A 23,228-nucleotide genomic window follows, 5' to 3' on the forward strand; every position below is an offset into this window, starting at 1 on the left:
CAAATCGCGCGCGAACGCCGATTGACGGCGGCGCGCGCCAGGCGAAGAATTGACAAATGGACGATCAACTCACAACGATTGAGAAAGCCGTGCAGGCCTTGTTGGCCAGCAATGAGGCGATGCGCGTTGACATCGCGAAATTGCAGGCCCAAGTTGAGTTGGTGCCGCAACATTATGCGACGAAGGCTGATCTTGAAAAGGTCCGGTCATCAGCGGCCGACGTCGAGGAAAAAATCCACAACGCCGTCGGGGTATCAACCTGGAAAATGGTTTGCTGGATGGCAGTGGTTTGCACTACTCTGACAGCCGCTACCTATTTCATTGCGCGTAACTATCCTTAGCCTGGTAACGCAGCGCTGCGTTGGCCGGCTCGGAGACGTAGCGGGCGACGAGGGCGGCGACCAGCGCCGTCAGGCACAGGAACAGCAGCAGCCATGGCAACCTGGCGCCGTAGCTCAGGTGCGCCTTGTCCACCACGTTGCGCATGCCCGCCAGGACGATGACGTGGAACAGATAGATTTCGTAGCTATGCTGGCCGAACCAGCGCAACGCCGAGCGGCGCGGCGCGCGCTCCGCCGCCGACACCTTCGCCGAACTGCCCAGCAGGAAAACCCCGCTCGCCAGCGCAACCAGCGTGAAGCCGAAGACCTGGTGGCCGTCGATGCCCCGTAGGTACAGCGCCGCCAGCGCGATGCCGCCCGCGATGCGCAGCGCGCGTCCCTGGCGCGCGTTCGGGACTTCGCGCTGCGCCAGCAGCGCCGTCAGGCAGCCGATGGCGATGGCGTCGAAGCAGGCCAGGTAGCCGTACATGAAAAAGATCTCGTTGTCGGTATGCTGGCTGCGGTAAGCCGGTCCGGCGACGATGGCCGCGCAGCACAGCAGCACGATCAGCCAGTTGCGGCGCAACAGCAGGCATGACAGGGGCAACAGCAGGTAGAACATCTCCTCGACCGACAACGACCAGTACACATTGAGGCAGTAGTTGAAGTAGCCGGCGGTTTGCATCAGCTGGTTGTGCCAGAACGTCAGCACCGATCCGGCGGCGATGAAAAAGTAGCTGGCCGGCCGGTCCACGTCGCCGTCCGAGTTGGAAAAGAACGGCACATCGAAACTGCCCAAAACCACGATGATCGCCAACGCCAGCAGCAGACAAGGCATGATGCGGGCGAAACGGTATAAATAGAATGTACGGATATCGATCTGCGCCAGACTGCCCCAGCGCCGCAGCGATGTCGACGTAATCAGGTAACCCGATACGGTGAAGAACATCGTCACGCCGAAGTTCCCCTGCAGCGCCGCGCGCAGCAGCCAGGTGGGCAGGATGTCGCCCAGTGGGCTGTTCTTCAATCCAAAAGCCAGCGTAAAGTGCAGCACCAGCACGCACATGATGGCGACACCGCGCAAGGTGTCGATATGGTTGTTTCTCATCGGTCGATATCCGTTCATAGTTGATGTTCCAGCAGAATGCGCAGCGTGGCGCTGGTCGGCGTTTGCGAGATCCGGTAGCGGCGCCCGTCCTCATTGACGTATTCGTGCGATTCGCTGGACTTCTGGCGCAGCAGGTTGCTGGCCGAGATGCGCAGCTGCGTCTTCGCATCCAGCTTCCACAGTCCATACAGATCCAGTTCGCGTTTCGCGCTGGTGTTCATTTGCACCAGCGCCGATTGCCGCGCCGGGCCGCCGGCCTGGTAGTTCAGGTTTCCTCCGAACGTCCAAGCCGCGTCGGGCAGGCGATAGTCGGCGCCCAGGTTGGCCGTGAACGGCACCTGGTTTTCGAGACGGTTGTTCGGTCCCGGCACGCTGTCCAGCCGCGACCAGTTGCGCGCCAGGTTGGCGCGCAGGTCCAGCTGGGGCGACAGTGGCAGCTTGGCTTCCAGCTCGATGCCGCGCACGCTGGCGTTGCCACTGTTGAAGGGCGCTTCGACCCACTCGCCGTCTTGCTGGAACAAGTGGGTCAAGGTCACGTCGCGGATGCGCCGCATATAGGTGCTGGCGCTGAGCAGCGCGCCCGCGCCGAGATAGTGTTCGTAGGCCACGTCCAGGCCCCAGGCCAGCTCCGGCCGCAGATCGGGATTGCCCTGTTCATCGGGATTGGTCTGGTTATTGTTGTTGTCGTTGGTGTAGCGGCGTGGCACCAGTTGGGCCAGTGGCGGCGCCTTGTAGGTGCGGCTCAGTGCAAACCGCAGCACGTCCTTGTTCGGCAACTGGTAGCGCGATTGCAGCGAAGGGCTCCACACTTGCGAGCGCAAGTCCAGCGCGTCGGGCGCATTGGCGGCGTCGGCGCGGCTGGAGGTGGACAGGCTTTCGTGGCGCAGGCCCAGGTACAGCGAATAGCGCTCGGTGACCTGCCACTCATCCTGCGCGAACAGGGCCAGGCGATTGACGTTGGCGCGGTAGTCAGCGTTGTTGCTGCCGGTCTGCGCGCCGCTGGCGTCGAACAGGGTTTCGCTGCGGTCTTCATTGCGCACGGCGCGGCTGGCGTCCCAGCCCAGTGCAATCGCATGACGTTCGCCGACCGGATGGCGGTAGGTGCCACTGGCCGTCACGCTGGTCTCCGACGGCCCGGAATCGACGTGATGGCGGCCGGCGGGCTTGCCGTCGGCGTCCATGCCGTTGAAATCGAAGCCGCCTTTGCGGCGGTTGTCGCTCAGTCCCAGTTTGGTCTCCAGCTTGGCGCCGCTCTCCAACAGATGGGTCCAATTCAGGTCGCTGCGCAGCATGCTGAAGTTGGCCGCGAATTGGTGCAGGCTGCGCGGGAACTCGCTGTGTGGGCCAACGAGCGCGGTCTCGTCCTCGCTATGCATCTTGTCGACGCGGCGCAGATTGGCGAAGCCCAGCCAGGTCAAAGTGTCGCCGCCGGCGAAGGTCCAGTTCAGGCGCGGCGTGACGGTGAGGGCGTCGGCGCGGCCGGATTCCACCTTGGCCGTGCGGCGTTGCTCAACGAGGGCGCCGCGTGCATCGCTCAGTTCTTCCAGGTCGTTGAATGTCGCCGCGCTGCGGTTGCGCGTCAGCGTCGCGGCCAGGCTGTAGGAGTAGCCGCCGTCCTGGTCCGACAGCGTGGCCGACAGCGCCGGCGTCTCGACGCCCGCGTGCCGCGCCAGGCTGGCGCTCACCGTGCGCTGGCCGCGCCGGATGGCCTTCTTGAGGATGATGTTGATCGACCCGGCCACCGCCTGGTTGCTGAATTCCGCCGTGGCGCTGCGCATGATTTCGATCCGTTCGATCATCTCGGGTTCGATGGTATCGAGCGAAAAGCCCGTCGCCACAGGCTCGCCGTTCAGCATGATCTGCGTGTAGCCGTTGCCCAGGCCGCGCATGCTGATCGTGCCGCCGCGTCCGGGCACGCCGGTGATGCTGATGCCGGGCAGGCGTTTCAGCACGTCGGCCAGCGTCTGGTCGCCCTGGCGCACGATCTCCTCGTGGTTGACGGTGATACTGGTGGTGGTTTCGCGCTGGCGCTGGTCGGCGCGCTGGCCGCTGACTTTTACCTGCTGCGGTTCGCTGTCGGCGGCGTGCGCGCTGGCGGCGACCAGCAGCAGGCTGCCGGCGATATGGTGTAGTTGCATAATTTTCCTTGTCTACAAAAACGCGGGCGACAGTCCCCCCTTGCCGCAGCGTGGGGGCTGCGGTTTGGTGGGCATCGGTGGCGTTGGGTTAGTAGCCTTGCTGCTGTTGGCGCAGGCGCAAGGCGCGCTTGGTGGTGTAGGCGTCCAGGTTGGCCAGCTTGGTGGCCGGGTTGATGAGGTCTGCATCCTGCCGGACTTCGAAGTGCAGGTGCGGGCCGGTGGCGAAGCCGGTCTCGCCGACGGTGCCGATCTGCTGCCCGGCTTCCACCATGGCGCCGGCTTTGACGTTCGTGCTGGTCAGGTGGGCGTACAGCGAGCGTTCGGCACCGTGCTGGAGGATGACCGTTTTGCCGTAGCGGCCACCGTTTTCGGTCAGCACACCGGCGCTGACGACCACGCCGCCGGCCACCGCATGCACCGGCGTGCCGCTCGGCGCGGCGATGTCGATGCCTTTGTGCGGCGTCACCAGCACGGTGCGGCGCACGCCGAACAAACCTGTGACGCGCATTTTGTCGAGCGGGTTGCGCCAGGCGGTTTCGGTGGCTTTTGCCGCTAGCGGCGGATCGGCGGGCGCCGGCGCGGCGTATGGCTGCTGGCTGGTGGTGAAGGCCAGCGCCGGTTGCAGCATGGCGCCCCCGGCCAGTACGGCGGCCATCAAGGCGGCGACGCTCCAGGCGACCGCGCCGCTGAGCACCGGCAGCGCCGCCTGCTGCATCTGGCGGATACGTGCGGCGGCGGTGGCGCCATCGACGCCGCCGAAGGCCACGCCGCCGGTCGGCATGGCGGCCGTTTGCGCTTTCCATTGCAGCAGCAGGGCTGCGGCATATTGTTTGCGTTGCTGTTGCGGACGGCCCGCCAGCACACGCTGGTCGCAGATCAGCTCCAGCGCCCATTCCATCTTGCCGTTCATCCAGCGCAGCGCCGGATTGAACCAGAAGACTGTTTGCAGCAAGGCCGCCAGGCCCAGGCACAGCGGATCGCGTGCGCGCCAGTGGTGCAGCTCGTGGGCGATGACCATGTGCTGCTGCTCGGCGCTGAAGCCGCGCAGGTGGCGCGGCAGCAGCAGCACCGGGCGCCGCACGCCGACCAGCATCGGCGAAATGGCGGCGTCGGTTTCCATCACGGCCAGGCGGTGGCGAGCGATGTCCGCCAGCTGGGCGCCGTCGAACGCGCCATGCGCCAGCAAATCCTCCGGCGACAGGCGCTGCGAGGCGGCCAGCAAGCCGCGCCAGACGCGCCGCGCGCGCAGCTGGCGGCCCAGCATCCATGCCAGGCCGGCTGCGTACACCAAGGTCCACAGCGCGGGCAGGAGCAGGGGGAGCGGAGGCAGGTCGAGATCGCCGGCGGTGGCATCGGGCTCCGTCGCATCGGCGCCGGACATCTTGTCGCCCGGCCTGCCGGCGGCGCTACGCTCGCCCGCCAGCGCCGGCAGCCCGGAGCGGATGGCCGAGGATTCGGCTGCGCTCAACGTCACCGTCGGCGCCAGGCTGTGTTGCGCGCTGTGCGGCAGCAGTGCCAGCAGCGCGGCGCCGGCCGTCACGGTTTGTGCCGCCAGCCAGAGCGCGCGCCGCGGCAGCAAGGCCGGCCAGCGGCGCAGCGCGACCGCCAGCAGCGCCCACACCAGCGCGCCGGCCAGCAGGCAGCTGACACTGGCCAGCATCCATTTGAACAGCATCACATAGACCAGCATCATGGCTTGCCGGCCGCGTCGGACGGCCAGTCCTGGAGCATCTGCTCCAGCTGCGCCAATTCAGCCTGGTCGACCAGCTTGCTGCCGGTGAACATGGTGACCGGCAGCGGCGCCGCCATTTCCATGACGCGGGTGCCGAAATCGCGGGCGAAGGCGGCCAGCGTGCCGACCTTTTCCAGCCGCGCGCTGTAGACGTTGACGCCGTGCGCCGTGTGCTGGGCCAGCATCTGCTTGTCGAGCATGCGGTCCAGCGTCTTGCGGGTGGAGGAGAACGACCAGCCCAGTTCTTCGGCGACGGCGTCGTGCAGCTCGCGCGCGCTCAGCGGCTGGTGTTTCCATAGTGCTTTGAGCAAGGTCAGCTCGCTGACGGATGGGATGGGGATGGACGTGGACATGGCTAAACCTCTTTGCGACAGATGGGATGATTATGCGACACATGTCGCACGCCAGTCAATCTGTTGTCTAAAAATTTGTAACATTGCTTTATATTAATTCTCTATATGTTACGATTAAGTTTTTGCTAATTGCCAATTCTGTACGGTCGTGCCGGACAGTCCGCAAGGTGGCGTGGCGTGGGTCTTCGCTTGAAACCGGCAGCACCGTTATGAAATGCGCTATACAATGCTTGGGGCCGCAGCTTTCCGCCGCTGCCTCACTGTATTGGAAACACATATGTATTACGGAGAGCGCTTCAACAGCATCACTCACACCGTGGGCGCCGCGCTCGCGGCAATCGGCGGCACCTTGCTGATTGTGCTGGCGGCGCGCACCGGCGACGCCTGGAAAGTGGTGAGCTTCAGCATTTATGCCGCCACGCTCCTAGGCTTGTACCTGACGTCGACGCTGTACCACAGCCTGCGCGGCCGCGCCAAAGACGTGCTGCGGCAGATGGATTATTGCGCCATCTACCTGCTCATCGCCGGCAGCTACACGCCGTTCACGCTGGTCAGCCTGCGTGGAGCGTGGGGCTGGTCGCTATTCGGCGTGGTCTGGGGCCTGGCACTGATCGGCATTTTGCAGGAAATCTGGTTTGCCAAGGGCGCGCGCGTCCTGTCGCTGCTTATCTACGTGGCGATGGGGTGGGTGGGCGTGATTGGCGCCAGCCCGCTGATCGACGCGCTGGGCTGGAGCGGATTCGCCTGGCTGGCGGCCGGTGGCGTGGTGTACACGGTGGGCATCGCCTTCTTTGTCACCGACCACAAATGGAGCTACGGCCACGGCGTCTGGCACTTGTTTGTGCTGGGCGGCAGCGCCTGCCATTTCGGCGCGGTCTTGCTGTATGTAGCGTGAAGCACCTGTACAACTGTTGGATTTCGAGAGTAGAGCACCAGTGGATATTAATTCCGACGACCTGAAAACGTTTATCACCGTGATCGACAGCGGCACCCTCAGTGCCGCCTCGGTCCACCTCGGCCAGACCACGTCCGGCGTCAGCCGCGCGCTGTCGCGGCTGGAGGACAAGCTGGCGACGTCGCTGCTGACGCGCACCACGCGCCGCATGGAGCTGACCGAAGAGGGACACCTGTTCCTCGAACGCGCGCGCGCCATCCTCGGCGCCATGGAAGAAGCCGAGGAGTCGATCCGCATCCGCCGCCAGAAGCCGGCCGGACGCCTGTGCGTCGACGCCGCGTCGCCCTTCATGCTGCATTGCGTGGTACCGCACATGGCCGAGTTCCGCGCCCTGTACCCGGAGATCAAGCTGGAGTTGAGCAGCAACGACCAGATCACCGATCTGATCGAGCACCGCACCGACATCGCCATCCGCATCGGCACGCTGACCGATTCGACCTTGCATGCGCGCGCGCTCACTTCGAGCCCGCTGCACGTGCTGGCCAGCCCGGACTACCTGCGCCGCCACGGCACGCCGGAAACGCCGCAGGACCTGGCGCGCCATTCGCTGATCGGCTTCGCCCAGTACGAGCAGGGCAACAACTGGCCGCTGCGCCATGCGGCTGGCAACAGCCTGCCGATCACGCCGTCGATCGCCGCCTCCAGCGGCGAGACGCTGCGCCAGCTGGCGCTGACCGGCCAGGGCGTGGTCTGCCTGGCGGACTTCATGACCCGCGCCGACATCGAGGCGGGCCGCCTGGTGCCCATCCTGGTGGAGGCCAACACCGGCTACTGCCAGCAGATCCACGCGGTCTACTATCGCAACACGCAGCTGGCCCAGCGCATCAGCTGCTTCCTCGAGTTCCTGCAGCAGAAGCTCTGAGGTTTCCAGTGTGCGGCGCCGTACAGATAGCCATCCGGTGCGGCGCTACACTGGCCTTGCGTGCTTGGGAATACCGGCAGCAGGTGAGCCGATAGCCTCAAGTATCGGCACCAACAATGCGTCGCCGCCGGGAGGCCATCATGTCGCAGACTACTCATCCCTCGAAGTTTCTGGTGCGCGCCTATCTGGAGCGCCGCTCGCATGAAGTCCAGCCGCCGCCCACGCCGGAAGAGATCCGGCGCCAGCTGGGCTGGGGCATGCTGATGTTTGAAGCCAAGGTCGGCAACGGCCGCTCCTGATCCGCTTTCGCCGTTCACCGTCCCTTTTCCGCCGTTCGCCGAATAGCGGTTTCCCCGCCAGCCGTTCCCCGGTATTGTTATATCCATACCGACTTGGGGGACTAACATGAGTATCTACACCGCCTACCGCTGGCGCCAGCAAATCGTCTGGGGCACCGGCTTGATCATCGCCGGCTGCTTGCTGCTGCTGGACCGCGCCGACATCATCGACCTCGATTTCAACCCGATGAACTTCTGGCGTTGGTGGCCTTGGCTGCTGGTCATTTCCGGCCTCACCAAAATCATCCCGCCGACCACGCCGCGCTATTTTCTGAGCGGCCTGTGGGAGATCTTCTTCGCCGGCTGGTGGTATGTATCGTTCAACCACATCTGGGGCTGGGGCTTCGGCGAAACCTGGCCTGCGCTGGTGGTGGCCACCGGCGTCGGCATGCTGTTGCGGCCTTTGCTGGACAATATCTTCGCAGCGACCAGGGAGTCGAAATGAGAGAGAAAATGAGAGACAAACGTCAAAGGAATCCGGCCTCGCAGATGGTGGTCGGCCTGTTTGTCGTGGCCATGGGCATGATCTTCCTGCTCGATAACCTCGGCTGGCTGGACCTGGAATTCACGCTACACCTGTGGCCCACCGCGCTGATCTTCTTCGGCATCCTGAAGGTGCTGCAAACCCGGTCGTCGTCCGGCGCCATCGTCGGCGGCGCGCTGATCCTGGTCGGCGGCATGATGCTGCTGAAGGAAACCGGCTTCATCTCCATCAGCTGGCGCTCGCTGTGGCCGCTGCTGCTGATCGCCGCCGGCCTGTCGGTGGTGTTCCGGTCCCCCAACAGCCGCTGGCTGTTCGAGCAGCGCGGCGAGCTGCTGGACACGAGCAGCGACGACGCCGTCATCAACATCACGGCCGTCATGGGCGGCTTCAAGCGCCGCATCACGTCGCCGGACTTCCGCGGCGGCGAGATCACCACGGTGATGGGCGGCTGCGACCTGGACCTGCGACAAAGTTCGATCAACGGCGAGGCGGTGCTGAACGTGTTCTCGATGTTCGGCGGGATCACCATCAAGGTGCCGATCGACTGGACCGTGGTCCTGCAAGGCACGCCCATCATGGGTGGCTTCGAAGAAAAGACCGTGCCGCCGGCCACGCCGGGCAAGCGCCTGATCGTGCGCGGCTACGCCATCATGGGCGGCCTGGAAGTGCGTAACTAGGCATGCAGGAGATTTCCTCCAGCCGGCGCGGCATCACCATCTACCTGCTGGTGTGGCTGTTCCTGGGGATCGCGCTGGGCGGCGTGATCTCGCTGGCGAACGATGCGCCGGCCGCCAACGCCATGATGTTCGCGATTCCGCTGAACCTGTTGTACGCGTTCGCGGCGGGTTATTCGTCCTACTACCTGTGCCGCGCCTATCCGCTGGGCGGCAGCCGGCCCGGCGCCACCGCGCTGGTGCTGACGGTGGCGGCGGTGGTGTCGGGCTTCCTGTGGCTGGCGGTGGGGCGCGCCTGGAACGGCGCCTGTCTGATGCTCGATGTCTCGTGGGCCGGCATCGCATTCAGCCCGCAGCTGTCGGCGCTGATCGTCGGCCTGGGCATCCTGCTGTACGGCTTCGCGGCGGCGGTGCACTACCTGGTGATCGAATTCGTGCGCGCCAAGGGCGCCGAGCAGCGCGAGCTGGAATCGCTGCTGATGGCGCAGGAGGCCGAGCTGCGCATGCTGCGCACGCAGATCGATCCGCACTTCCTGTTCAACAGCCTCAATTCGATCAGCGCGCTGACCTCGCAGGACCCAAAGGCGGCGCGCCGCATGACGCTGGAACTGGCCAGCTTCTTCCGCCAGAGCCTGGGCATGGAGGCGCATAAAAAAGTCACGCTGGGCGAGGAGATGCGGCTGATACGCCACTTCCTGGCAATCGAGCAGGTACGCTTCGGCGCGCGCCTGCAGGTCGAGGAGCAGGTCGAGGACCAGGCGGTCGCCTGCCTGGTGCCGCCGATGATCATCCAGCCGCTGGTGGAGAACGCCGTCAAGCACGGCATCTGCAATATGCCGGACGGCGGCACGATACGGGTGACGGCGCGGCGCGCCGGTTCGATGCTGCACATCCGCGTCGACAATCCGGTCGACGCGGACATGGCGTCCATCCGCAGCGATGGCCACGGCATCGGCTTGAGCAATGTGCGCCAGCGTTTGTCCGGCGCCTACAAACACGAAGCCAGCATCCACTGGGGACGTGTCGACAACAGCTTTGGCGTGGACATCGCGATGCCCGCGCACACAGGCGAAGAGGGAGAGTAGAGTATGCGTGTCATTATCGTCGACGATGAAATGCTGGCGCGCGGTGTGGTGCGCGAGTACCTGGCCGAGCATCCGGATGTGGAAGTGGTGGCCGAATGCGCCAACGGCTTCGAGGCGGTCAAGGCGATCACCGAGCTGGCGCCGGACCTGGTGTTCCTGGATATCCAGATGCCGAAGCTGGACGGCTTCGAGGTGGCCGAGCTGGCGGGCGGCAAAACCCGCTACATCTTCGCCACCGCCTTCGACCAGTACGCGATCAAGGCCTTCGAGTTCCACGCGCTCGACTACCTGCTCAAGCCTTTCAGCCAGCAGCGCTTCGACCAGGCGCTGGCGCATGCGCGCGGTAATCTGGGCAAGCCGGAAGGGGATACCGCGCTGGCCAGCATGGTGCGCGAGGTGGCCGGCCGCAACAAGCCGCTGGGCCGTGTGCTGATACGCGACGGCGCCAAGGTCCACGTCATCAACAGCGACAAGATCGAGGTCATCGAAGCGCAGGACGACTACGTGCAGATACGCTCGGAAGGCAAGTCCTACCTGAAGAACCAGCGCATGGCGGAGCTGGAAGAACAGCTCGACGCGCAGCAGTTCCTGCGCATCCACCGCTCATGGATCGTCAACATCGCTTGCGTGGACCGCATCGAGCAGGCCACCAAGGATAGCTATGTCGCCATACTCAAGGACGGCGGCAAGGTGCCGGTCAGCCGCAGCGGCTACCAGAAAATCCGCGCTGTGCTTCAGTAGCGTCAGGTCGCCCGCAGCACCAGCCGCGCCGGTTCAAAGCCCAGGTGCTCGAACCACGCGACGTGTTCCTGGAGCGCGGTGAGCACCAGCTGATAGGCCCCGGGCGCGGTGGGGGCGTCGACATCCACATGCCATGCCAGCCGTTCGCCGGGCGCCACGCCGGCGGCGGCGTGTGCGCCAGCAGCGCGCCGGGTGCATGCAGGATCGCAGCATCGACCACCGGCGGCGCCGCATCCGTCAGCAATTGCGCGGACAGGTCGGCATAACCCATGCCCATGGTCGATGCGGGCAGCTGCACTTCAAAGTCGCACAGGCTATCGTGCCAGGCCAGGTCGCGCTGGCCGTCTTTCAATAGTTCGACCACCGCGAATCCCGCCGTGTATCTGCCGGCGGGCAGCGCCGCCGTGACGCGGTAGCTCAGCCGATGCCGGCCGGCGTCCAGGCCATCCTGCAACGCGCCCAGCATGCCGCTGTGGACTCCGTAGACCAGGCGGCCGTCGCTGTCCTTGATGTGTATGCCCAACAGCAGCTGCGGCACGCGGCGTGCGACCGTCAGCTCCAGATCAATGTGCAGGCTGCTGCCCGCTGTGATTTCATCGCCGTCGCGCAGCGTCGCCCGCGCGATGGCGAGGTCGGAGGTCCGCACGCTGTAGGCGGGCGCGCGTTCGAAGTGTCGCCAGCGGCTTGCCGTCGCCGCAGCCGCCGGCCTGCTGGCCGCGATGACGCGCGCGGCCTGGTACAGCTGAAGGTCGAGCTGATTGAGTTCCAGCAGCCGCGCGCGCAAGGCGGGCGATACCTGCGCCGCGCCGGGGCGGCTGACGGTGGCGTTCACGCGCTCCAGCTGCGGCATGTCCGCCTGCTCCAGCAACGCACCGAAGCTCGCCAGGAAGCTTTTCAACTGCTCGTAGACGCCCACCACCTCGTAGCGCTGCAGCGCCGCCAACGCCTTGCGCAGGCGCGTCGGCGGGTCCTCTGTGCCGTCGCCGTCGATGCGGCAGAAATGCTCGACGTAGGGATTCGATACATGCGGCAGCAGGCGCTCAGCCAGGTCGGCGCCGTCGCTGTCGAGGAAGCGGCGCACCAGCGGCACCATTCCCCACAGTTGGTCGTCGCCATGGTTGGTCAGCGCGAAATACAGCGACGACAGGATGCGGTCCAGCGGCTCGCGCAACAGCGTCGCATAGCTATAGCGTGGATCGAGGCCTTCCGCCTTGAGGTAGCTGACGTGCGCGCACAGCACGCTGTACTGGCCGCCGTGGCGGCGTATCAGACTCTGGTGCTCGTCGTCGCTATGCGGCGAGACGCAGCCCGTCCCCAGGCCACGTGCCAGCCAACGGGCGACCGCGCTGCCGCCGGTCTTGGGTAGGTGATCGAAGATGACGCGGCCGGAGTAGGCTTTTTTCAATTGAGGCATGGGAGGCTGATGATATGACGTTGATGGAGCAGCTTGAGTATCTGCGCGGCGCACTGCCGCACCGGCTGACCGGCCGTGTCGAGCATCAGTTCCGGCGCGCGTGGCACTTCATACGGCGCCGAGACGCCGGTGAAGTCGGGAATGCGGCCTTGCCGCGCCAGCGCATACAAGCCTTTGACGTCGCGCGCTTCGCATACTTCGAGCGGCGCGCTGCAATACACTTCGAGGAAGTCTGCACCGACCAGTTCCCGCACCATGTCGCGGTCCGCCTGTAGCGGCGAGACAAAGGCGGCGATGACGATGGCGCCGGTCTCGGTGAACAGGCGGCACACCTCGGCGGCGCGGCGCAGGTTTTCGCGCCGGTCGCTGGCGCTGTAGCGCAAGTCCTTGCACAGGCCTTGCCGCAGCTGGTCGCCGTCGAGCAGCACGGTGCGTAGCCCGGCCGCCGCCAGCATGCTGTTGAGCTGAATGGACACGGTCGATTTCCCCGCGCCGGACAAGCCGGACAGCCACACCACGCCCGCACGTTGGGTCGGCGCCAGCCGGAAGGAGTCGCCCATGTTCACCTCGCTGATTCGATATGTTCGGCTCAATGTTATGCCAAACGGTATCGCGCACAGTAGGCCAGTGGCTGAAATTTACATTTTCTAACACGCAATACATAGCGACATTCTGCGCCATGCAATGCTACATATTCTCCAGCCGGTCAGGAACATGCTGGTGGCTGCCGCGCCGCCGTGAGCGGTCGGATAGTACACGGAGTATGGTGTGGTCGGGGACGCCCAGGGCGCTGAGAAACGCCCATGCGTGGGCGGCGCCCGCCGTGGCGTCGATGATGATGGCGTGCTGGATCGCATCGGCAATACGCGTATTTTCCCGAGGTCTCATGGCCGCAGTCCTGGAAACTGAAGGCTCACGGAGTCGGGGTGAGTCGCACAACATCTACGAGGATGCGCGAAGGCGGGGCGCAGCTAGTATGTGGGAGAAATATAGCAGACGTACCGGCGACTGTGGATTGCATATCACTATCAAACTGCTAGCAACGATACTCCTGCCGGGGCGGCGGCGCGTTCGATGCGCCACCAGGCCGGCATCAGCTGTTGTATTTCCGGACGGCCGAAGCGGTCGTCGATCAGGTGCACGGTGCCGCGGTCCGATTGCGTGCGGATCACGCGGCCGGCCGCCTGCACCACCTTCTGCATGCCGGGGAAGGTGTAGGTGTAGTCGTAGCCGGCGCCGAAGATGGCGTCCATGCGCAGCCGGATCTGCTCGTTGACCGGGTTGACCTGCGGCAGGCCCAGCGTGGCGACAAAGGCGCCGATCAGGCGCGCGCCCGGCAAGTCGACGCCCTCGCCGAAGGAGCCGCCCAGCACGGCGAAGCCTATGCCCTCGCTGTCGAGCGTGAAGCGGGCCAGGAACTGCGCCCGTTCCGCCTCGTCCATGCGGCGCGACTGGCGCCACACCGGCACCTCGGGATAGCGTTCGGCGAACTGGCTGGCGGCCTTGTCCATGTAGTCGAAGCTGCTGAAGAAGGCCAGGTAGTTGCCCGGCTGGCGGCGGTACTGCTCGCCCATCAGCTCGGCGATCGGGCGCAGCGATTGCTGGCGGTGCTGGTAGCGCGTGGAGATGTGGGCGGCCACCTGCACCGACAGCTGCTCGGCCACGAACGGCGATTCGACGTCGACCCAGGCCGTGGTGTCCGGCATGCCGAGCATGTCGCCGAAGTAGTTCCACGGACTGAGCGTGGCCGAGAACAGCGCGGTGCTGTGGGTGCTCTCGAAGCGCGGCTTGAGGAAGGGCGCCGGCACGATGTTGCGCAGGCAGAGCACGGAGTTGGAATGGCTGGCGCGCGCGCCTTCCGACTTTTCGATATCGAACAGCGCGTGCTCGCCGAAGCTTTCGGCCAGCCGCGTGAACAGCAGCGCGTTGAAGTAGAAGGCCTGCAAGTCCGCGTCGACATACGACGGATGGTCGGCCATGTAGTCGGAGATGGCGGTGGCCGCCGTCTGCAGCGCGCCCATGAACTTTTCCGGCAGCGCGGCGTAGCACTGGTATTCGGCCGACTGGTCTTTTTCCAGCTGGTTCCACTGGCGGTGTACGCGGTCCAGCGGCTTCTTCAATTCTTCCGGGACCAGCTTGCGCAGCAGGCGCAGCGCGGCGTGCTCCATGTCGGCCGAATACATCTTGCGCGCGCGCGACACCATGTTGTGGGCCTCGTCCACCAGCACGTTGACCTTCCAGTCGTTCAGCAGGGTCAGGCTGTGCAGCATGGCGCTGAGGTCGAAGTAGTAGTTGTAGTCGCCGATGACGATGTCGCACCAGCGCGCCATCTCGCTGCTCAGGTAGTAGGGGCAGACCTCGTGCGCCAGCGCGACCGCGCGCAGCGTGTCGCGGTCCAGCGCGAGCAGGGTGGGGGCGGCGTCGGCGGACGCGGGCGGCCGCATGAGGTCCAGCGCGGCCTGGCGCGCGGCCGGCAGACGGTCGTAGAAACCCCTGGCCAGCGGGCAGGAGTCGCCGTGGCAGGCCTTGTCCGGGTTGACGCAGGCGCTGGCCTTGGACGCCATCTCCAGCGTGCGCAAGGGCAGCAGCGGGGCGCCGCCGCGGATCACGTCGACCGCGTCCAGCGCCATCTGCCGGCCCGAGGTTTTCGCGGCCAGGAAGAACAGCTTGTCGACGCCGTGCTCGGCGCTGGATTTCAACATCGGGAACAGGCTGCCGACGGTCTTGCCGATGCCGGTCGGCGCCTGCGCCAGCAGGCACACGCCGCGCTTGCTGGCCTTGTACATGGCTTCGGCCAGTTGGCGCTGGCCGGGACGGAAGTCGGCATGCGGAAAGCGCATCGCCTTCAGTTGCAGGTCGCGTTCGGCGCGGTGCGCCATTTCCTGCTGCGCCCAATGCAGGAACAGCGTGCATTGCTGCGCGAAGTAGGCTTGCAGGCTGGCCGCCGTGTGCTCTTCCTGCAGCACGGTTTCCTTCTGGCTGCCGATGTCGAAGTAGACCAGCGCCAGTTTGACCTGGTCCAGGCCCTGGTCGGCGCACAGCAGGTGGCCGTAGATCCTGACCTGCGCCCAGTGCAGCTGGCGCTGGTTGTCCGGCATTTTCTTCAGGTCGCCGCGGTAGGTCTTGATTTCCTCCAGGCGCCGGGCGCGCTGGTCGTAGCCATCGGCGCGGCCGCGCACGCGCAGCGGGCCGAAGTCGCCGGACAGCGCGAGCTCGGTCTGGTAATCGTCGTCGCGCCGCGCCGTCACGACGGCGTGGCCGGCGATGCCTTCCTGCGCCGTCGGCGACGGCGTGAAGCGCAGGTCGAGGTCGCCGGTCTTGGCGGTGAACTCGCACAGCGCGCGCACGGCGATCGTGTAGCGAGGTGTGCTCATGCAGCCCATTGCAGGTAGCAGACCGAGATCGGCATGTCGTGCGTGGCGCAGTAGGCTATCCAGCGCAGCTGGTTGTCCTGCAGGCGGTCGCCGGGGCCTTTCACCTCGATCATGTTGTAGCGGCGCTCGGCCGGCCAGAACTGGATCAGGTCGGGGAAGCCGCTGCGGTTGGCCTTGATGTCTGCCAGGATGCGCTCGAAGGCGCGCTTCAGGTGCAGCGCCGGGATGCAGTCCAGCGCCAGGTCGAGCAGCGCCGGGTCCAGCGTCTCCCAGTACACAAAGGGCGACTGGATGCCGGCCTTGGCGGCGAAGTTGGCGCGTATCGTGGCGCGGTACTGGTCGCTGTCGAGCTGCGCCAGCGCGGCGGCGAACTGCTGCGCGCGGCGGCGCTGGAAATCGGCGCTGTGCAGGTCGGCCGGGCCGCGGTGGTAGGGATGGAAGAAGGCGCCCGGTATCGGGCTGAACACGGCGTCCCAGCACAGCAGGCCGAACAGCGAATTGATCAGCGCGTTCTCGACGTAGTAGACCGGGGCGTCGTCGCGCGTCAGGTGGTCGCGCACGACGAACTCGACGTAGTTGGCTTCTTGCGGCGGCGGCAGGCTGAGGTCGATGCGCAGCGGTTGCGCGGGCGCGTGCGGCGCCGGCTTGGCGTGGCCCAGCTTGCGCGCCAGGCGCGGCTGCATGCGCAGCAGTTGCTGGCGTTCGGCTTCGCTCTCCGGCGCTTGCAGCGCCGCTTGCAGCAGCTCGAAGGCGGCGCGCGGCTGTTCGTCTTTTTCCAGCACGCGCACGGCGCGCGCGCGGGCGCCGGGGTAGTTGCAGCCGGCGTACAGCGCGTGCGCGGCCGGCCAGTCGGCCAGCTTTTCGAGGTGTTGGGCGATCTGGAAGGTCAGCTTGTCGCGGCGGCTGCGCAGCCATTCGTTGTCGGCCGGGCAGGGCGGCAGGTCGCGGATCACGTCGGCCGGCGCTTCGCCTTCGATGAAGCGTTCGTGGCAGCGGTGCAGCGCGAGGAAGTCGTCGATGTCGCGGCGGCTGCGGAAGCCGCGCGCGGCCGGCGAGAAGTCGACCTTTTCGTACTGGTAGATGCCGAGGTCGGACAGGACGAACTCGGTCCAGTCCTGGTGGTAGTTGCCGAAGAAGATAAGCCGCAGGCGGTCGCACAGTTCCTGCGTCAGGTTGCGGTAGCAGTGGTCGCCCGAGCCCTGGTACCAGCCGGAGTAGCGGTGTTCGCCTTCGTACTGCGCGCGCAGCGCTTCCAGCTGCTCGGCCTTGCGCAGCTGGCGCAGGTGCGGGGGCAGCTGGAAGATCTTGCCGATCTCGGGTTTTTGCAGCAGTTCGAACAGTTGGTCCAGGTTCAGCGCGGGGTCTTCCTCGATCAGTCCCAGCGCTGCCAACGGACGGGCCGCTTCATGCGTGCTGCCGATCTCGGCGTACGCCAGTTTGCTGGCGCGGAACACCGTGCCCTTGCGCATCACCATGCGCACGAACAGCGCGCGTGAGGCTAGCGGCAGGGTGGGAAACGCCGCGAGGAAGCCGCGCTCCTCGGCGGTCAGCAGGTCGTCGTAGCGGTCGCCTATCCACGTCAGTACCTGATGGAAGTTGTCCAGGTAGTACAAGGGATTTTCTAGAACTTTGATCATTGCTGGAATAAGCTGCCGCGATAACTGTGTTTATGTACAGTGTATCGTATTTGGTGGCTGACGCCCAGAAAAATAAAAAGCCAGGCGCGCGGGCCTGGCTGGTGCGGGGAGTTGAACGGGTTTATTTTTTCGCGGCCTTGGCTGGCTTGTCGGTGTTTTGATCGACCAGGGCGCTGGCCTTGGCGATTTGCGTTTCCACCGCTTCGACCGCCTGCTTGGTGGCCTTGGTCACCTGCTCGTAGCCGCTGAAGGCGTTGTCGATCGCGGTCTTGACGATCTGCACCGCGTTCTCCGATCCGGGACGCACGTTCTTCGTGACGTCGTAGATCAGCGCGCTGAGCGTGCTCTTGGCTTCGGTCATGTGGGCGTCGGCGGCGCGGGTGAATTCTTCGCGGATCTCGGCGATGATGCCGCCCAGTTGCTGGTTGTAGGCGGCGGCGCCGGCCACGCCTGGTTGCAGCTTGGCGGCGGCCAGCGACATGGCGGCCTTGGGATCGGTGGCCTGGCTGATTTCCTTGCCGGTGGCGAGGCCGTCTTCCAGCTGGGTTTTGGCGGTGGCCATGTTCAGGGCGACGACTTGCTCGACGCCTTGCACAGCTTTGCTGGTCAGGCTGTTGAAGGTTTCAAGCTGAAATTCAAACAGTGCTTTGGTGGCGTTGGCAAATTGTTCGGGATTTGTAAACATACAGTCTCCTCAAAGTGATGAAATGTAGCCAGTAATGCCCCGGGGTTCCCCCTGTTATTGCGACCCCATTATTTAGCAAGAACCAACTTTTCGCAACGGCTATCTTTATAGGGGCCCGAGTCTTTTTCCCAGCCCGGTCCCAGCGGCGTCTGCGAGCAGCTGAGATAGTTGTCGATCTTGCTGCGCCACTTATACCACGGCGCCGGACCGGCGTTGAGGCTGGTGCAGCACAGTGTCAGCATGGCGGCGGCCAGCGTGTATCGCTTGATGTGGATCATGTTCTACACCAGTTGTCGTGAGCAGACGCGGTCGCGGCCGCTGTTCTTGGCAGCGTACAGCAATTCGTCGGCAGAGGCGATCATGTTGAGGTGGGCTTCATGGGTGGAGGTCGCGAAGTCGACGCTGGCCACGCCGAAGCTGGCGGTGATATGGATCTGCTGGCCAGCGTACTCGACCGGCGTGTCGGCCAGCGCGTGGCGCAGGCGTTCGGCCAGCAGGACGCCGCCGGCCAGGTCGGTCTCCGGCAGGATCAGCAGGAATTCCTCGCCGCCGTAGCGCACCACGCTGTCGACACCGTCGCGCGTCATCGATTGCAGCAGGGCGCCGAAGCGTTGCAGCACGGCGTCGCCGCCGTTGTGGCCGTAGGTGTCGTTGACCGCCTTGAAGTGGTCCAGGTCGCTCATGATGACCGCCAGGCTCAGGCGGTAGCGCTGGGCGCGCGAGATTTCCGTTTCCAGCAGCTGTTCGTGCAGGTGGCGCCGGTTGTAGCAGCCGGTCAGCGGATCGCGCACCGACAGGTTCTTGAGCACCGTCTGCGCGCTGTATTCGTCGCGCAGCAGCAGCTGGTAGCGGCGCGCCGCCACGTAGCCGAACACATTGGTCAGCGTCAGCAGCGCCGCCATCGTCGCCAGCTCGACCCGGCGCAGGTCGCCCAGCTGCTGGGCCAGCACGATGAAGCCCAGCGTGGCCGGCGCCGCGACCGCGGCCGCGTACAGCAGGCGGTTGGGAATGTAGATGTAGATCACGATGATGACGATGGACATCGAAATCGCGTGCAGCGAGAACTCGCCCGGGCGCAGTGCGGCGATCAGCAGGAAGCCGGCCGCGCCCGCCATCTCGACCACGCTGGCCACGCCGCGCGTGACGGGGATGGAATCGGGCCGGCGCCGCAGCAGCACCAGGCTGGCCAGCGCGGCGGCCGCCACCAGCAGGCGCGCGCTGACCAGCACCGCCGTGCGCGAGCTGTAGCCCAGCCAGATCACGTCGGTGACGGCGAAGCACAGGTAGAACAGGGAACAGAAGACAAAGGTCACGCGCAATTGCGCCTGCGTCATGGCCAAGTGGTGGCGCAGGAAGGCGCGTTCGGCCGTGGCGTCGCTGAATTCGCAGCGCAGGCTTGCCATGTCCATCTTTGCAGGCTGGGCAGGATGTGGGTGCACGGGACGGGTCTCTCCGCTAGGCGCCGGCTGTTTGCCGGTCTGATACAACCTATTATACGGCTGCAATAATTGCGCGAAGGAAAATTGTTGAGTCCGGGTCACAGTGGGGCCACGCGGGGCAGGCGCATGGTGAAGGTGGTGCCGGCGCCCAGCTGGCTGACGACGTCGATGTGCCCACCCAGCACGCCGGTGACAATGTTGTGTGTAATGTACAAACCCAGGCCGGAACCGCCGGCGCCGAGCCGGGTGGTGAAGAAGGGATCGTAGATGTGTGGCAGGTTGGCGCTCGGGATGCCGTCGCCATCGTCGGTCACCGACATGGCGATCTCGCCGTTGCCGGTATCTTGCGCCCGGATCGTGATGGTGCCGTGGCTGCGGCCGTTGAAGCCGTGCGTGATGCAGTTGTCGATCAGGTTTTCCAGCGCCTGGGCCAGCGGGCCGGGATAGCTGTCGAGCTCCAGCCAGTGTTCGACTTCCTCGACCAGCGTTATGCCATGCTGCTCGATCGCGGCCTGGGTCGATTGCAGCAACTGGGCCACCAGGTCGCCCAGCACGAAGCGGCTGCGCTGCGAACTGGCGCTGTCGACCGCGATGCGGCGGAAGCCGGCCACCAACGCGGCGGCGCGGTTCAGGTTGCGCATCACCACGGCGTCGGCGTCGGCGGCTTGTTGCAGATAGGTTTTCAGCGCCGAGCGCCGCAGCCCGCCCTCCAGGTCGCGCTGGAGCTCGGCCGTGCGTTCGCTCATGCTGCCAGCCATGGTCAGGCAGTTGCCGATCGGCGTGTTGAGCTCGTGGGCCACGCCGGCCACCAGTGCGCCCAGCGCCGCCAGCTTGTCGCGCCGCACCAGTTCTTCCTGCGTCAGGCTGAGGTTCTCCAGCGCCGCGGTCAGCTCTTCGTTGGTGTGTTCGGCTTCCTCTTTCGCGCGCAGCAGCTCGGCGGTGCGGGCCTGCACCAGCTCTTCCAGGTGTTCGCGGTGGCGCAGCAGTTCGGCCTCGCGCCGGGTGCTGGCGATGGCGATGCCGGCCAGGTGGCTGGCGGCCTTGATCAGGCGGCGGTCGTCCTCGGTCGGGCTGCGCGGCTCGCGGTAGTACATGGCGAAGCTGCCCAACACCGTGCCGGGGTCGAGCAGGATGGGCATGGCCCAGCAGGCGCGCAGCTTGTACTGGACCGCGATGTCCTTGAACGGCGCCCACAGCGGATCGTTGAAGGTGTCGCTGACCACCACCGTTTCCTTGCGGTGCACGGCGGTGCCGCAGGAGCCCGCGAGCGGACCGGACGCCATGCCGTCGATGGCCGCCAGGTAGTCGGCCGGCAGGTTGGGGGCGGCGGCGGTCAGCAGCCGGGCGCCGTCCGGCGCCACCAGCATCACCGAGCACAGCACTGGCGGCGCCTGCGATTCGATCAGCAGGGTCAGGCGTTCCAGCGTGTCGGCCAGCGGCGCGCCGCGCGCGATCATTTCCAGCACCTGGTTCTTGCCGTCGCGCAGTTGCTCGGACAGCTTGCGGCTGCTGATGTCGACGATGCGCACATGCATCAGGCGGTGTTCGGGCGTGTTCAGCGGCACCATGCGCAGTTCGCACGGGATCCCGCGGCCGGAACTGTGCAGCACCGTCAGCTCGAACACCTGCACGCCGCCGGCCATCACCTGGTCGACGTAGCCGGCGAAGGCCTGGGCCGAGCTGCGCCCGTCCGGCTGTTGCGGCGGGCACAGCGCGGGCAGGGTGGCTTGCACCAGCTCGGTCTCGGTGGCGCCGAACAGGAGGCGGGTCTGGCGGTTGACGTCCAGCACGCGGTTGCTGCCGCGCTGCATCAGCAAGATGGCGTCCGGCGAGCCGGACAGCATGTGGTGGTAATTGACTTCCAGCGTCGCCATGGTCGGCATGTCGGCCGCCGGCGGGGCTGGGGCGATCACTTTCAGCTCCAGCAGCACGCGTTCGGCGATGTCTTCGGTGGGCAGCGACAGCGGCAGGTAGGCGCTGACGCCGGCTTCGCGGGCGCGCTCACGCTCGTCGGGGCTGGGGCTGCCGGATAGCAGGAACAGCGGCAGCCTGTCGCCGCAGGCGGCGCGCATGCGCAGGCACAGTTCCAGCCGCGCGCTGCCGGCCAGCGCCACGTCGAGCAAGGCCAGCGCGACCTTGCCGCCGGCGGCCAGCGCCAGCGCTTCGTCGCCGCGCCGCACCAGCTCGACCTCCAAACCGTGGCGGGCCAGCATGATTCTAAGCAAGGCGAGGTCGTAGTTCGTGTTGGTGGCGATCAACACGATGTTGGGCTGATGGGGGAGTGACGGCTGCATGGGTGAGGGTATCCGCTCCGCAGTACGTGATAGCAGCCAGTGTCACAGGATGGGCGGGCCGGGTCAAGCCTTTCTGCTGGCTTAGGCTTAGGCCGCCGCCAGCGTCGCGTCTTGCTGGGCTTGCCGGATCAGCGGGAAGTTGTCCTCGATCCAGTCGACCAGCACTTCCAGCCGCTCGGCCGCCTGGCGCCCCAGCGGCGTCAGGCTGTATTCCACGTGCGGCGGCACCACTTGATGCGCCACCCGCAGCACCATGCCGTCGGTGGCCAGCGCGTCCAGCGTCTGCGCCAGCATCTTCTCGCTGACGCCGCCGATCTCCCGCCGCAGTTGGCTGAAACGGTGGGTGCCGTCCAGCAGCACCACCAGCACCAGCACGCCCCAGCGGCTGGTGATGTGGCCCAGCACGGCGCGCGACGGGCATTCGGCCGCCAGCACATGGGCGCGCGGGGCGCCCGGCTTGCCGGCCAGCGCTTTGCGCAGGGAGCGGCTGGATTTGCTTGGGTTCATATTGTTCTTCCTCCGGTCAGGGGTACTTACCAAATTGTACGTACTTACAATTCGTAAGTATAGGTCTTATTATAGACCCAACCGCGCGGAAACCTCCCCGTGGCAGCCTATTCGAAGGAAAACAACATGATTATCGTTACTGGTGCAAGTGGCCAACTGGGCCGTCTGGTGATCGCCCGCCTGCTGAAATCCGTCCCTGCCGCACAGATCGTCGCCGCCGTGCGCGATGTCGCCAAGGCGTCCGACCTGGCAGCGCAGGGCGTGCAGGTGCGGCGCGCCGACTATAACGATCCGGCCTCGCTGGACGCCGCCTTCCACGGCGCGAGCAAGGTGTTGCTGATCTCGTCGAACGAACTGGGTCAGCGCGGCCCGCAGCACCGCAACGTCATCGACGCCGCCGTGCGCGCCAAGGCCGGCCTGCTGGCCTACACCAGCGTGCTGCATGCGGATACGTCGACGCTGGCGCTGGCGGCCGAGCACCGCGAGACCGAGGCGGCGGTGCGCGCCTCCGGCTTGCCGTACAGTTTGCTGCGCAACGGCTGGTACGTGGAAAATTACACGGGCGGCCTGGGCGGGGCGCTGGCGCATGGCGCGCTGGCCGGCGGCGCCGGGGAGGGGCGGATCGCGGCGGCGGCCCGCGCCGATTACGCCGACGCGGCCGCCGCCGTGCTGACCAGCACGCAGGCGGTCGAGCAAGTGTATGAGCTGGCGGGGGATCATGGCTTCACGCTGGGCGAGTTGGCGGACGAAGTGTCGCGCCAGTCGGGCAAGCACATCCCTTTCCATAACCTGCCGCAGCAGGAGTATCGCGAGATGCTGGTGGGGGTCGGCCTGCCGGCGCCGTTGGCAGAATTGATCGCCGATTCGGATGCGCAGGCCGCCAAGGGCGCGCTGGATGACCGCAGCGGCACGCTGGGCAGGCTGATCGGCCATCCGACCATCACGCTGGCGGAAGCCGTCAAAGCGGCGCTGTAATGAAAAAAGCCTCCATCTGCTTTTCAGCTCGATGGAGGCTTTTTTGCGGAATTTTGTGGTGCCCACGGAGGGACTCGAACCCCCACACCTTGCGGCACATGGACCTGAACCAT

Annotated in this window: 23 protein-coding genes; 9 read left to right on the top strand and 14 right to left on the bottom strand. The window is 65.8% G+C overall.

Going from position 1 to position 23,228, the window contains the following annotated elements; translation table 11 throughout:
• Positions 1-56 precede the first annotated feature (56 nt).
• Positions 57-341, top strand: a complete 285-nt coding sequence (locus AC07OK_RS27245) for a hypothetical protein (protein ID WP_494693196.1) — start codon at positions 57-59, stop codon at positions 339-341.
• Here the strand turns inward: AC07OK_RS27245 and AC07OK_RS27250 are convergent.
• The 4 genes from AC07OK_RS27250 to AC07OK_RS27265 all read right to left on the bottom strand — a co-directional run bounded on the left by AC07OK_RS27250 (position 319) and on the right by AC07OK_RS27265 (position 5,651).
• Positions 319-1,428 carry an acyltransferase family protein gene (locus AC07OK_RS27250; RefSeq protein ID WP_494693197.1) on the bottom strand — a complete coding sequence of 370 codons (1,110 nt, stop codon included), beginning with the start codon at positions 1,426-1,428 and terminating at the stop codon, positions 319-321. The genes AC07OK_RS27245 and AC07OK_RS27250 overlap by 23 nt on opposite strands.
• A gap of 14 nt (positions 1,429-1,442) precedes the next feature.
• A complete protein-coding gene (locus tag AC07OK_RS27255) occupies positions 1,443-3,566 on the bottom strand; it encodes a TonB-dependent receptor plug domain-containing protein (protein ID WP_494693198.1) in 2,124 nt (707 codons plus the stop codon).
• Between the two features lie 88 nt (positions 3,567-3,654).
• The gene (locus tag AC07OK_RS27260; protein ID WP_494693199.1) at positions 3,655-5,259 is read right to left on the bottom strand and encodes a peptidoglycan DD-metalloendopeptidase family protein; all 1,605 of its coding nucleotides are present in this window, start codon (positions 5,257-5,259) and stop codon (positions 3,655-3,657) included.
• Positions 5,256-5,651, bottom strand: a complete 396-nt coding sequence (locus tag AC07OK_RS27265; protein ID WP_494693200.1) for a BlaI/MecI/CopY family transcriptional regulator — start codon at positions 5,649-5,651, stop codon at positions 5,256-5,258. The genes AC07OK_RS27260 and AC07OK_RS27265 overlap by 4 nt, the downstream gene beginning before the upstream one ends.
• 277 nt (positions 5,652-5,928) lie before the next feature.
• Here AC07OK_RS27265 and trhA point away from each other — a divergent pair, with 277 nt between their 5' ends.
• The 7 genes from trhA to AC07OK_RS27300 all read left to right on the top strand — a co-directional run bounded on the left by trhA (position 5,929) and on the right by AC07OK_RS27300 (position 10,790).
• Complete coding sequence (trhA, locus tag AC07OK_RS27270) at positions 5,929-6,546, top strand: PAQR family membrane homeostasis protein TrhA (protein ID WP_494693201.1); 618 nt, start codon at positions 5,929-5,931, stop codon at positions 6,544-6,546.
• A 40-nt stretch (positions 6,547-6,586) separates the two neighbouring features.
• The gene (locus tag AC07OK_RS27275; protein WP_494693202.1) at positions 6,587-7,468 is read left to right on the top strand and encodes a LysR substrate-binding domain-containing protein; all 882 of its coding nucleotides are present in this window, start codon (positions 6,587-6,589) and stop codon (positions 7,466-7,468) included.
• Between the two features lie 140 nt (positions 7,469-7,608).
• Positions 7,609-7,767: a hypothetical protein gene (locus AC07OK_RS27280; protein ID WP_494693203.1), complete on the top strand. Its 159-nt coding sequence runs from the start codon at positions 7,609-7,611 to the stop codon at positions 7,765-7,767.
• A 106-nt stretch (positions 7,768-7,873) separates the two neighbouring features.
• Entirely contained in the window at positions 7,874-8,251 is a 378-nt protein-coding gene (locus tag AC07OK_RS27285; RefSeq protein ID WP_494693204.1) for a LiaF transmembrane domain-containing protein, read from the top strand.
• 8 nt (positions 8,252-8,259) lie between these two features.
• The gene (locus AC07OK_RS27290; protein WP_494693205.1) at positions 8,260-8,967 is read left to right on the top strand and encodes a LiaF transmembrane domain-containing protein; all 708 of its coding nucleotides are present in this window, start codon (positions 8,260-8,262) and stop codon (positions 8,965-8,967) included.
• A gap of 2 nt (positions 8,968-8,969) precedes the next feature.
• A complete protein-coding gene (locus AC07OK_RS27295) occupies positions 8,970-10,049 on the top strand; it encodes a sensor histidine kinase (protein WP_494693206.1) in 1,080 nt (359 codons plus the stop codon).
• Between the two features lie 3 nt (positions 10,050-10,052).
• On the top strand, positions 10,053-10,790 hold the full coding sequence (locus AC07OK_RS27300; protein WP_494693207.1) for a LytR/AlgR family response regulator transcription factor: 738 nt from the start codon (positions 10,053-10,055) through the stop codon (positions 10,788-10,790).
• Here the strand turns inward: AC07OK_RS27300 and AC07OK_RS27305 are convergent.
• The 10 genes from AC07OK_RS27305 to AC07OK_RS27350 all read right to left on the bottom strand — a co-directional run bounded on the left by AC07OK_RS27305 (position 10,747) and on the right by AC07OK_RS27350 (position 22,140).
• Positions 10,747-12,204 (bottom strand): Wzt carbohydrate-binding domain-containing protein, encoded by a 1,458-nt coding sequence (locus AC07OK_RS27305; protein WP_494693208.1) that lies wholly within the window; start codon positions 12,202-12,204, stop codon positions 10,747-10,749. The genes AC07OK_RS27300 and AC07OK_RS27305 overlap by 44 nt on opposite strands.
• Positions 12,192-12,764 (bottom strand): adenylyl-sulfate kinase, encoded by a 573-nt coding sequence (gene cysC, locus AC07OK_RS27310; RefSeq protein WP_494693209.1) that lies wholly within the window; start codon positions 12,762-12,764, stop codon positions 12,192-12,194. Before cysC ends, AC07OK_RS27305 begins: the two co-directional genes overlap by 13 nt.
• Before the next feature lie 127 nt (positions 12,765-12,891).
• A complete protein-coding gene (locus AC07OK_RS27315) occupies positions 12,892-13,092 on the bottom strand; it encodes a hypothetical protein (protein WP_494693210.1) in 201 nt (66 codons plus the stop codon).
• A 140-nt stretch (positions 13,093-13,232) separates the two neighbouring features.
• A complete protein-coding gene (locus tag AC07OK_RS27320) occupies positions 13,233-15,578 on the bottom strand; it encodes an ATP-dependent DNA helicase (RefSeq protein WP_494693211.1) in 2,346 nt (781 codons plus the stop codon).
• Positions 15,575-17,215 carry a VRR-NUC domain-containing protein gene (locus AC07OK_RS27325; RefSeq protein ID WP_494693212.1) on the bottom strand — a complete coding sequence of 547 codons (1,641 nt, stop codon included), beginning with the start codon at positions 17,213-17,215 and terminating at the stop codon, positions 15,575-15,577. Before AC07OK_RS27325 ends, AC07OK_RS27320 begins: the two co-directional genes overlap by 4 nt.
• Positions 17,216-17,336: 121 nt before the next feature.
• Entirely contained in the window at positions 17,337-17,900 is a 564-nt protein-coding gene (locus AC07OK_RS27330) for a phasin family protein (protein ID WP_494693213.1), read from the bottom strand.
• A gap of 68 nt (positions 17,901-17,968) precedes the next feature.
• The gene (locus AC07OK_RS27335) at positions 17,969-18,178 is read right to left on the bottom strand and encodes a hypothetical protein (RefSeq protein WP_494693214.1); all 210 of its coding nucleotides are present in this window, start codon (positions 18,176-18,178) and stop codon (positions 17,969-17,971) included.
• A gap of 3 nt (positions 18,179-18,181) precedes the next feature.
• Positions 18,182-19,303 carry a GGDEF domain-containing protein gene (locus AC07OK_RS27340; protein ID WP_494693215.1) on the bottom strand — a complete coding sequence of 374 codons (1,122 nt, stop codon included), beginning with the start codon at positions 19,301-19,303 and terminating at the stop codon, positions 18,182-18,184.
• A gap of 134 nt (positions 19,304-19,437) precedes the next feature.
• Positions 19,438-21,633, bottom strand: a complete 2,196-nt coding sequence (locus tag AC07OK_RS27345) for an ATP-binding protein (RefSeq protein WP_494693216.1) — start codon at positions 21,631-21,633, stop codon at positions 19,438-19,440.
• 87 nt (positions 21,634-21,720) lie between these two features.
• The gene (locus AC07OK_RS27350) at positions 21,721-22,140 is read right to left on the bottom strand and encodes a winged helix-turn-helix transcriptional regulator (RefSeq protein ID WP_494693217.1); all 420 of its coding nucleotides are present in this window, start codon (positions 22,138-22,140) and stop codon (positions 21,721-21,723) included.
• Positions 22,141-22,266: 126 nt separating this feature from the next.
• On the opposite strand from AC07OK_RS27350, the gene AC07OK_RS27355 reads away from it, so the two are divergent.
• A complete protein-coding gene (locus tag AC07OK_RS27355; protein WP_494693218.1) occupies positions 22,267-23,115 on the top strand; it encodes an NmrA family NAD(P)-binding protein in 849 nt (282 codons plus the stop codon).
• The last annotated feature ends 113 nt before the right edge of the window (positions 23,116-23,228 follow it).

It is taken from the genome of Duganella sp. GW821-FHT07G03 (assembly GCF_059418605.1).

Excerpts from the sequence above, each read along its gene's own strand:
- AC07OK_RS27280 (WP_494693203.1), top strand. The coding sequence starts at position 7,609 with ATGTCGCAGACTACTCATCCCTCGAAGTTTCTGGTGCGCGCCTATCTG.
- AC07OK_RS27245 (WP_494693196.1), top strand. The coding sequence starts at position 57 with ATGGACGATCAACTCACAACGATTGAGAAAGCCGTGCAGGCCTTGTTG.
- AC07OK_RS27355 (WP_494693218.1), top strand. The coding sequence starts at position 22,267 with ATGATTATCGTTACTGGTGCAAGTGGCCAACTGGGCCGTCTGGTGATC.
- AC07OK_RS27325 (WP_494693212.1), bottom strand. The coding sequence starts at position 17,215 with ATGATCAAAGTTCTAGAAAATCCCTTGTACTACCTGGACAACTTCCAT.
- cysC (WP_494693209.1), bottom strand. The coding sequence starts at position 12,764 with ATGGGCGACTCCTTCCGGCTGGCGCCGACCCAACGTGCGGGCGTGGTG.
- AC07OK_RS27345 (WP_494693216.1), bottom strand. The coding sequence starts at position 21,633 with ATGCAGCCGTCACTCCCCCATCAGCCCAACATCGTGTTGATCGCCACC.
- trhA (WP_494693201.1), top strand. The coding sequence starts at position 5,929 with ATGTATTACGGAGAGCGCTTCAACAGCATCACTCACACCGTGGGCGCC.
- AC07OK_RS27255 (WP_494693198.1), bottom strand. The coding sequence starts at position 3,566 with ATGCAACTACACCATATCGCCGGCAGCCTGCTGCTGGTCGCCGCCAGC.
- AC07OK_RS27260 (WP_494693199.1), bottom strand. The coding sequence starts at position 5,259 with ATGATGCTGGTCTATGTGATGCTGTTCAAATGGATGCTGGCCAGTGTC.
- AC07OK_RS27305 (WP_494693208.1), bottom strand. The coding sequence starts at position 12,204 with ATGCCTCAATTGAAAAAAGCCTACTCCGGCCGCGTCATCTTCGATCAC.
- AC07OK_RS27335 (WP_494693214.1), bottom strand. The coding sequence starts at position 18,178 with ATGATCCACATCAAGCGATACACGCTGGCCGCCGCCATGCTGACACTG.
- AC07OK_RS27350 (WP_494693217.1), bottom strand. The coding sequence starts at position 22,140 with ATGAACCCAAGCAAATCCAGCCGCTCCCTGCGCAAAGCGCTGGCCGGC.
- AC07OK_RS27265 (WP_494693200.1), bottom strand. The coding sequence starts at position 5,651 with ATGTCCACGTCCATCCCCATCCCATCCGTCAGCGAGCTGACCTTGCTC.
- AC07OK_RS27285 (WP_494693204.1), top strand. The coding sequence starts at position 7,874 with ATGAGTATCTACACCGCCTACCGCTGGCGCCAGCAAATCGTCTGGGGC.
- AC07OK_RS27300 (WP_494693207.1), top strand. The coding sequence starts at position 10,053 with ATGCGTGTCATTATCGTCGACGATGAAATGCTGGCGCGCGGTGTGGTG.
- AC07OK_RS27295 (WP_494693206.1), top strand. The coding sequence starts at position 8,970 with ATGCAGGAGATTTCCTCCAGCCGGCGCGGCATCACCATCTACCTGCTG.
- AC07OK_RS27290 (WP_494693205.1), top strand. The coding sequence starts at position 8,260 with ATGAGAGACAAACGTCAAAGGAATCCGGCCTCGCAGATGGTGGTCGGC.
- AC07OK_RS27250 (WP_494693197.1), bottom strand. The coding sequence starts at position 1,428 with ATGAGAAACAACCATATCGACACCTTGCGCGGTGTCGCCATCATGTGC.
- AC07OK_RS27330 (WP_494693213.1), bottom strand. The coding sequence starts at position 17,900 with ATGTTTACAAATCCCGAACAATTTGCCAACGCCACCAAAGCACTGTTT.
- AC07OK_RS27320 (WP_494693211.1), bottom strand. The coding sequence starts at position 15,578 with ATGAGCACACCTCGCTACACGATCGCCGTGCGCGCGCTGTGCGAGTTC.
- AC07OK_RS27315 (WP_494693210.1), bottom strand. The coding sequence starts at position 13,092 with ATGAGACCTCGGGAAAATACGCGTATTGCCGATGCGATCCAGCACGCC.
- AC07OK_RS27340 (WP_494693215.1), bottom strand. The coding sequence starts at position 19,303 with ATGGCAAGCCTGCGCTGCGAATTCAGCGACGCCACGGCCGAACGCGCC.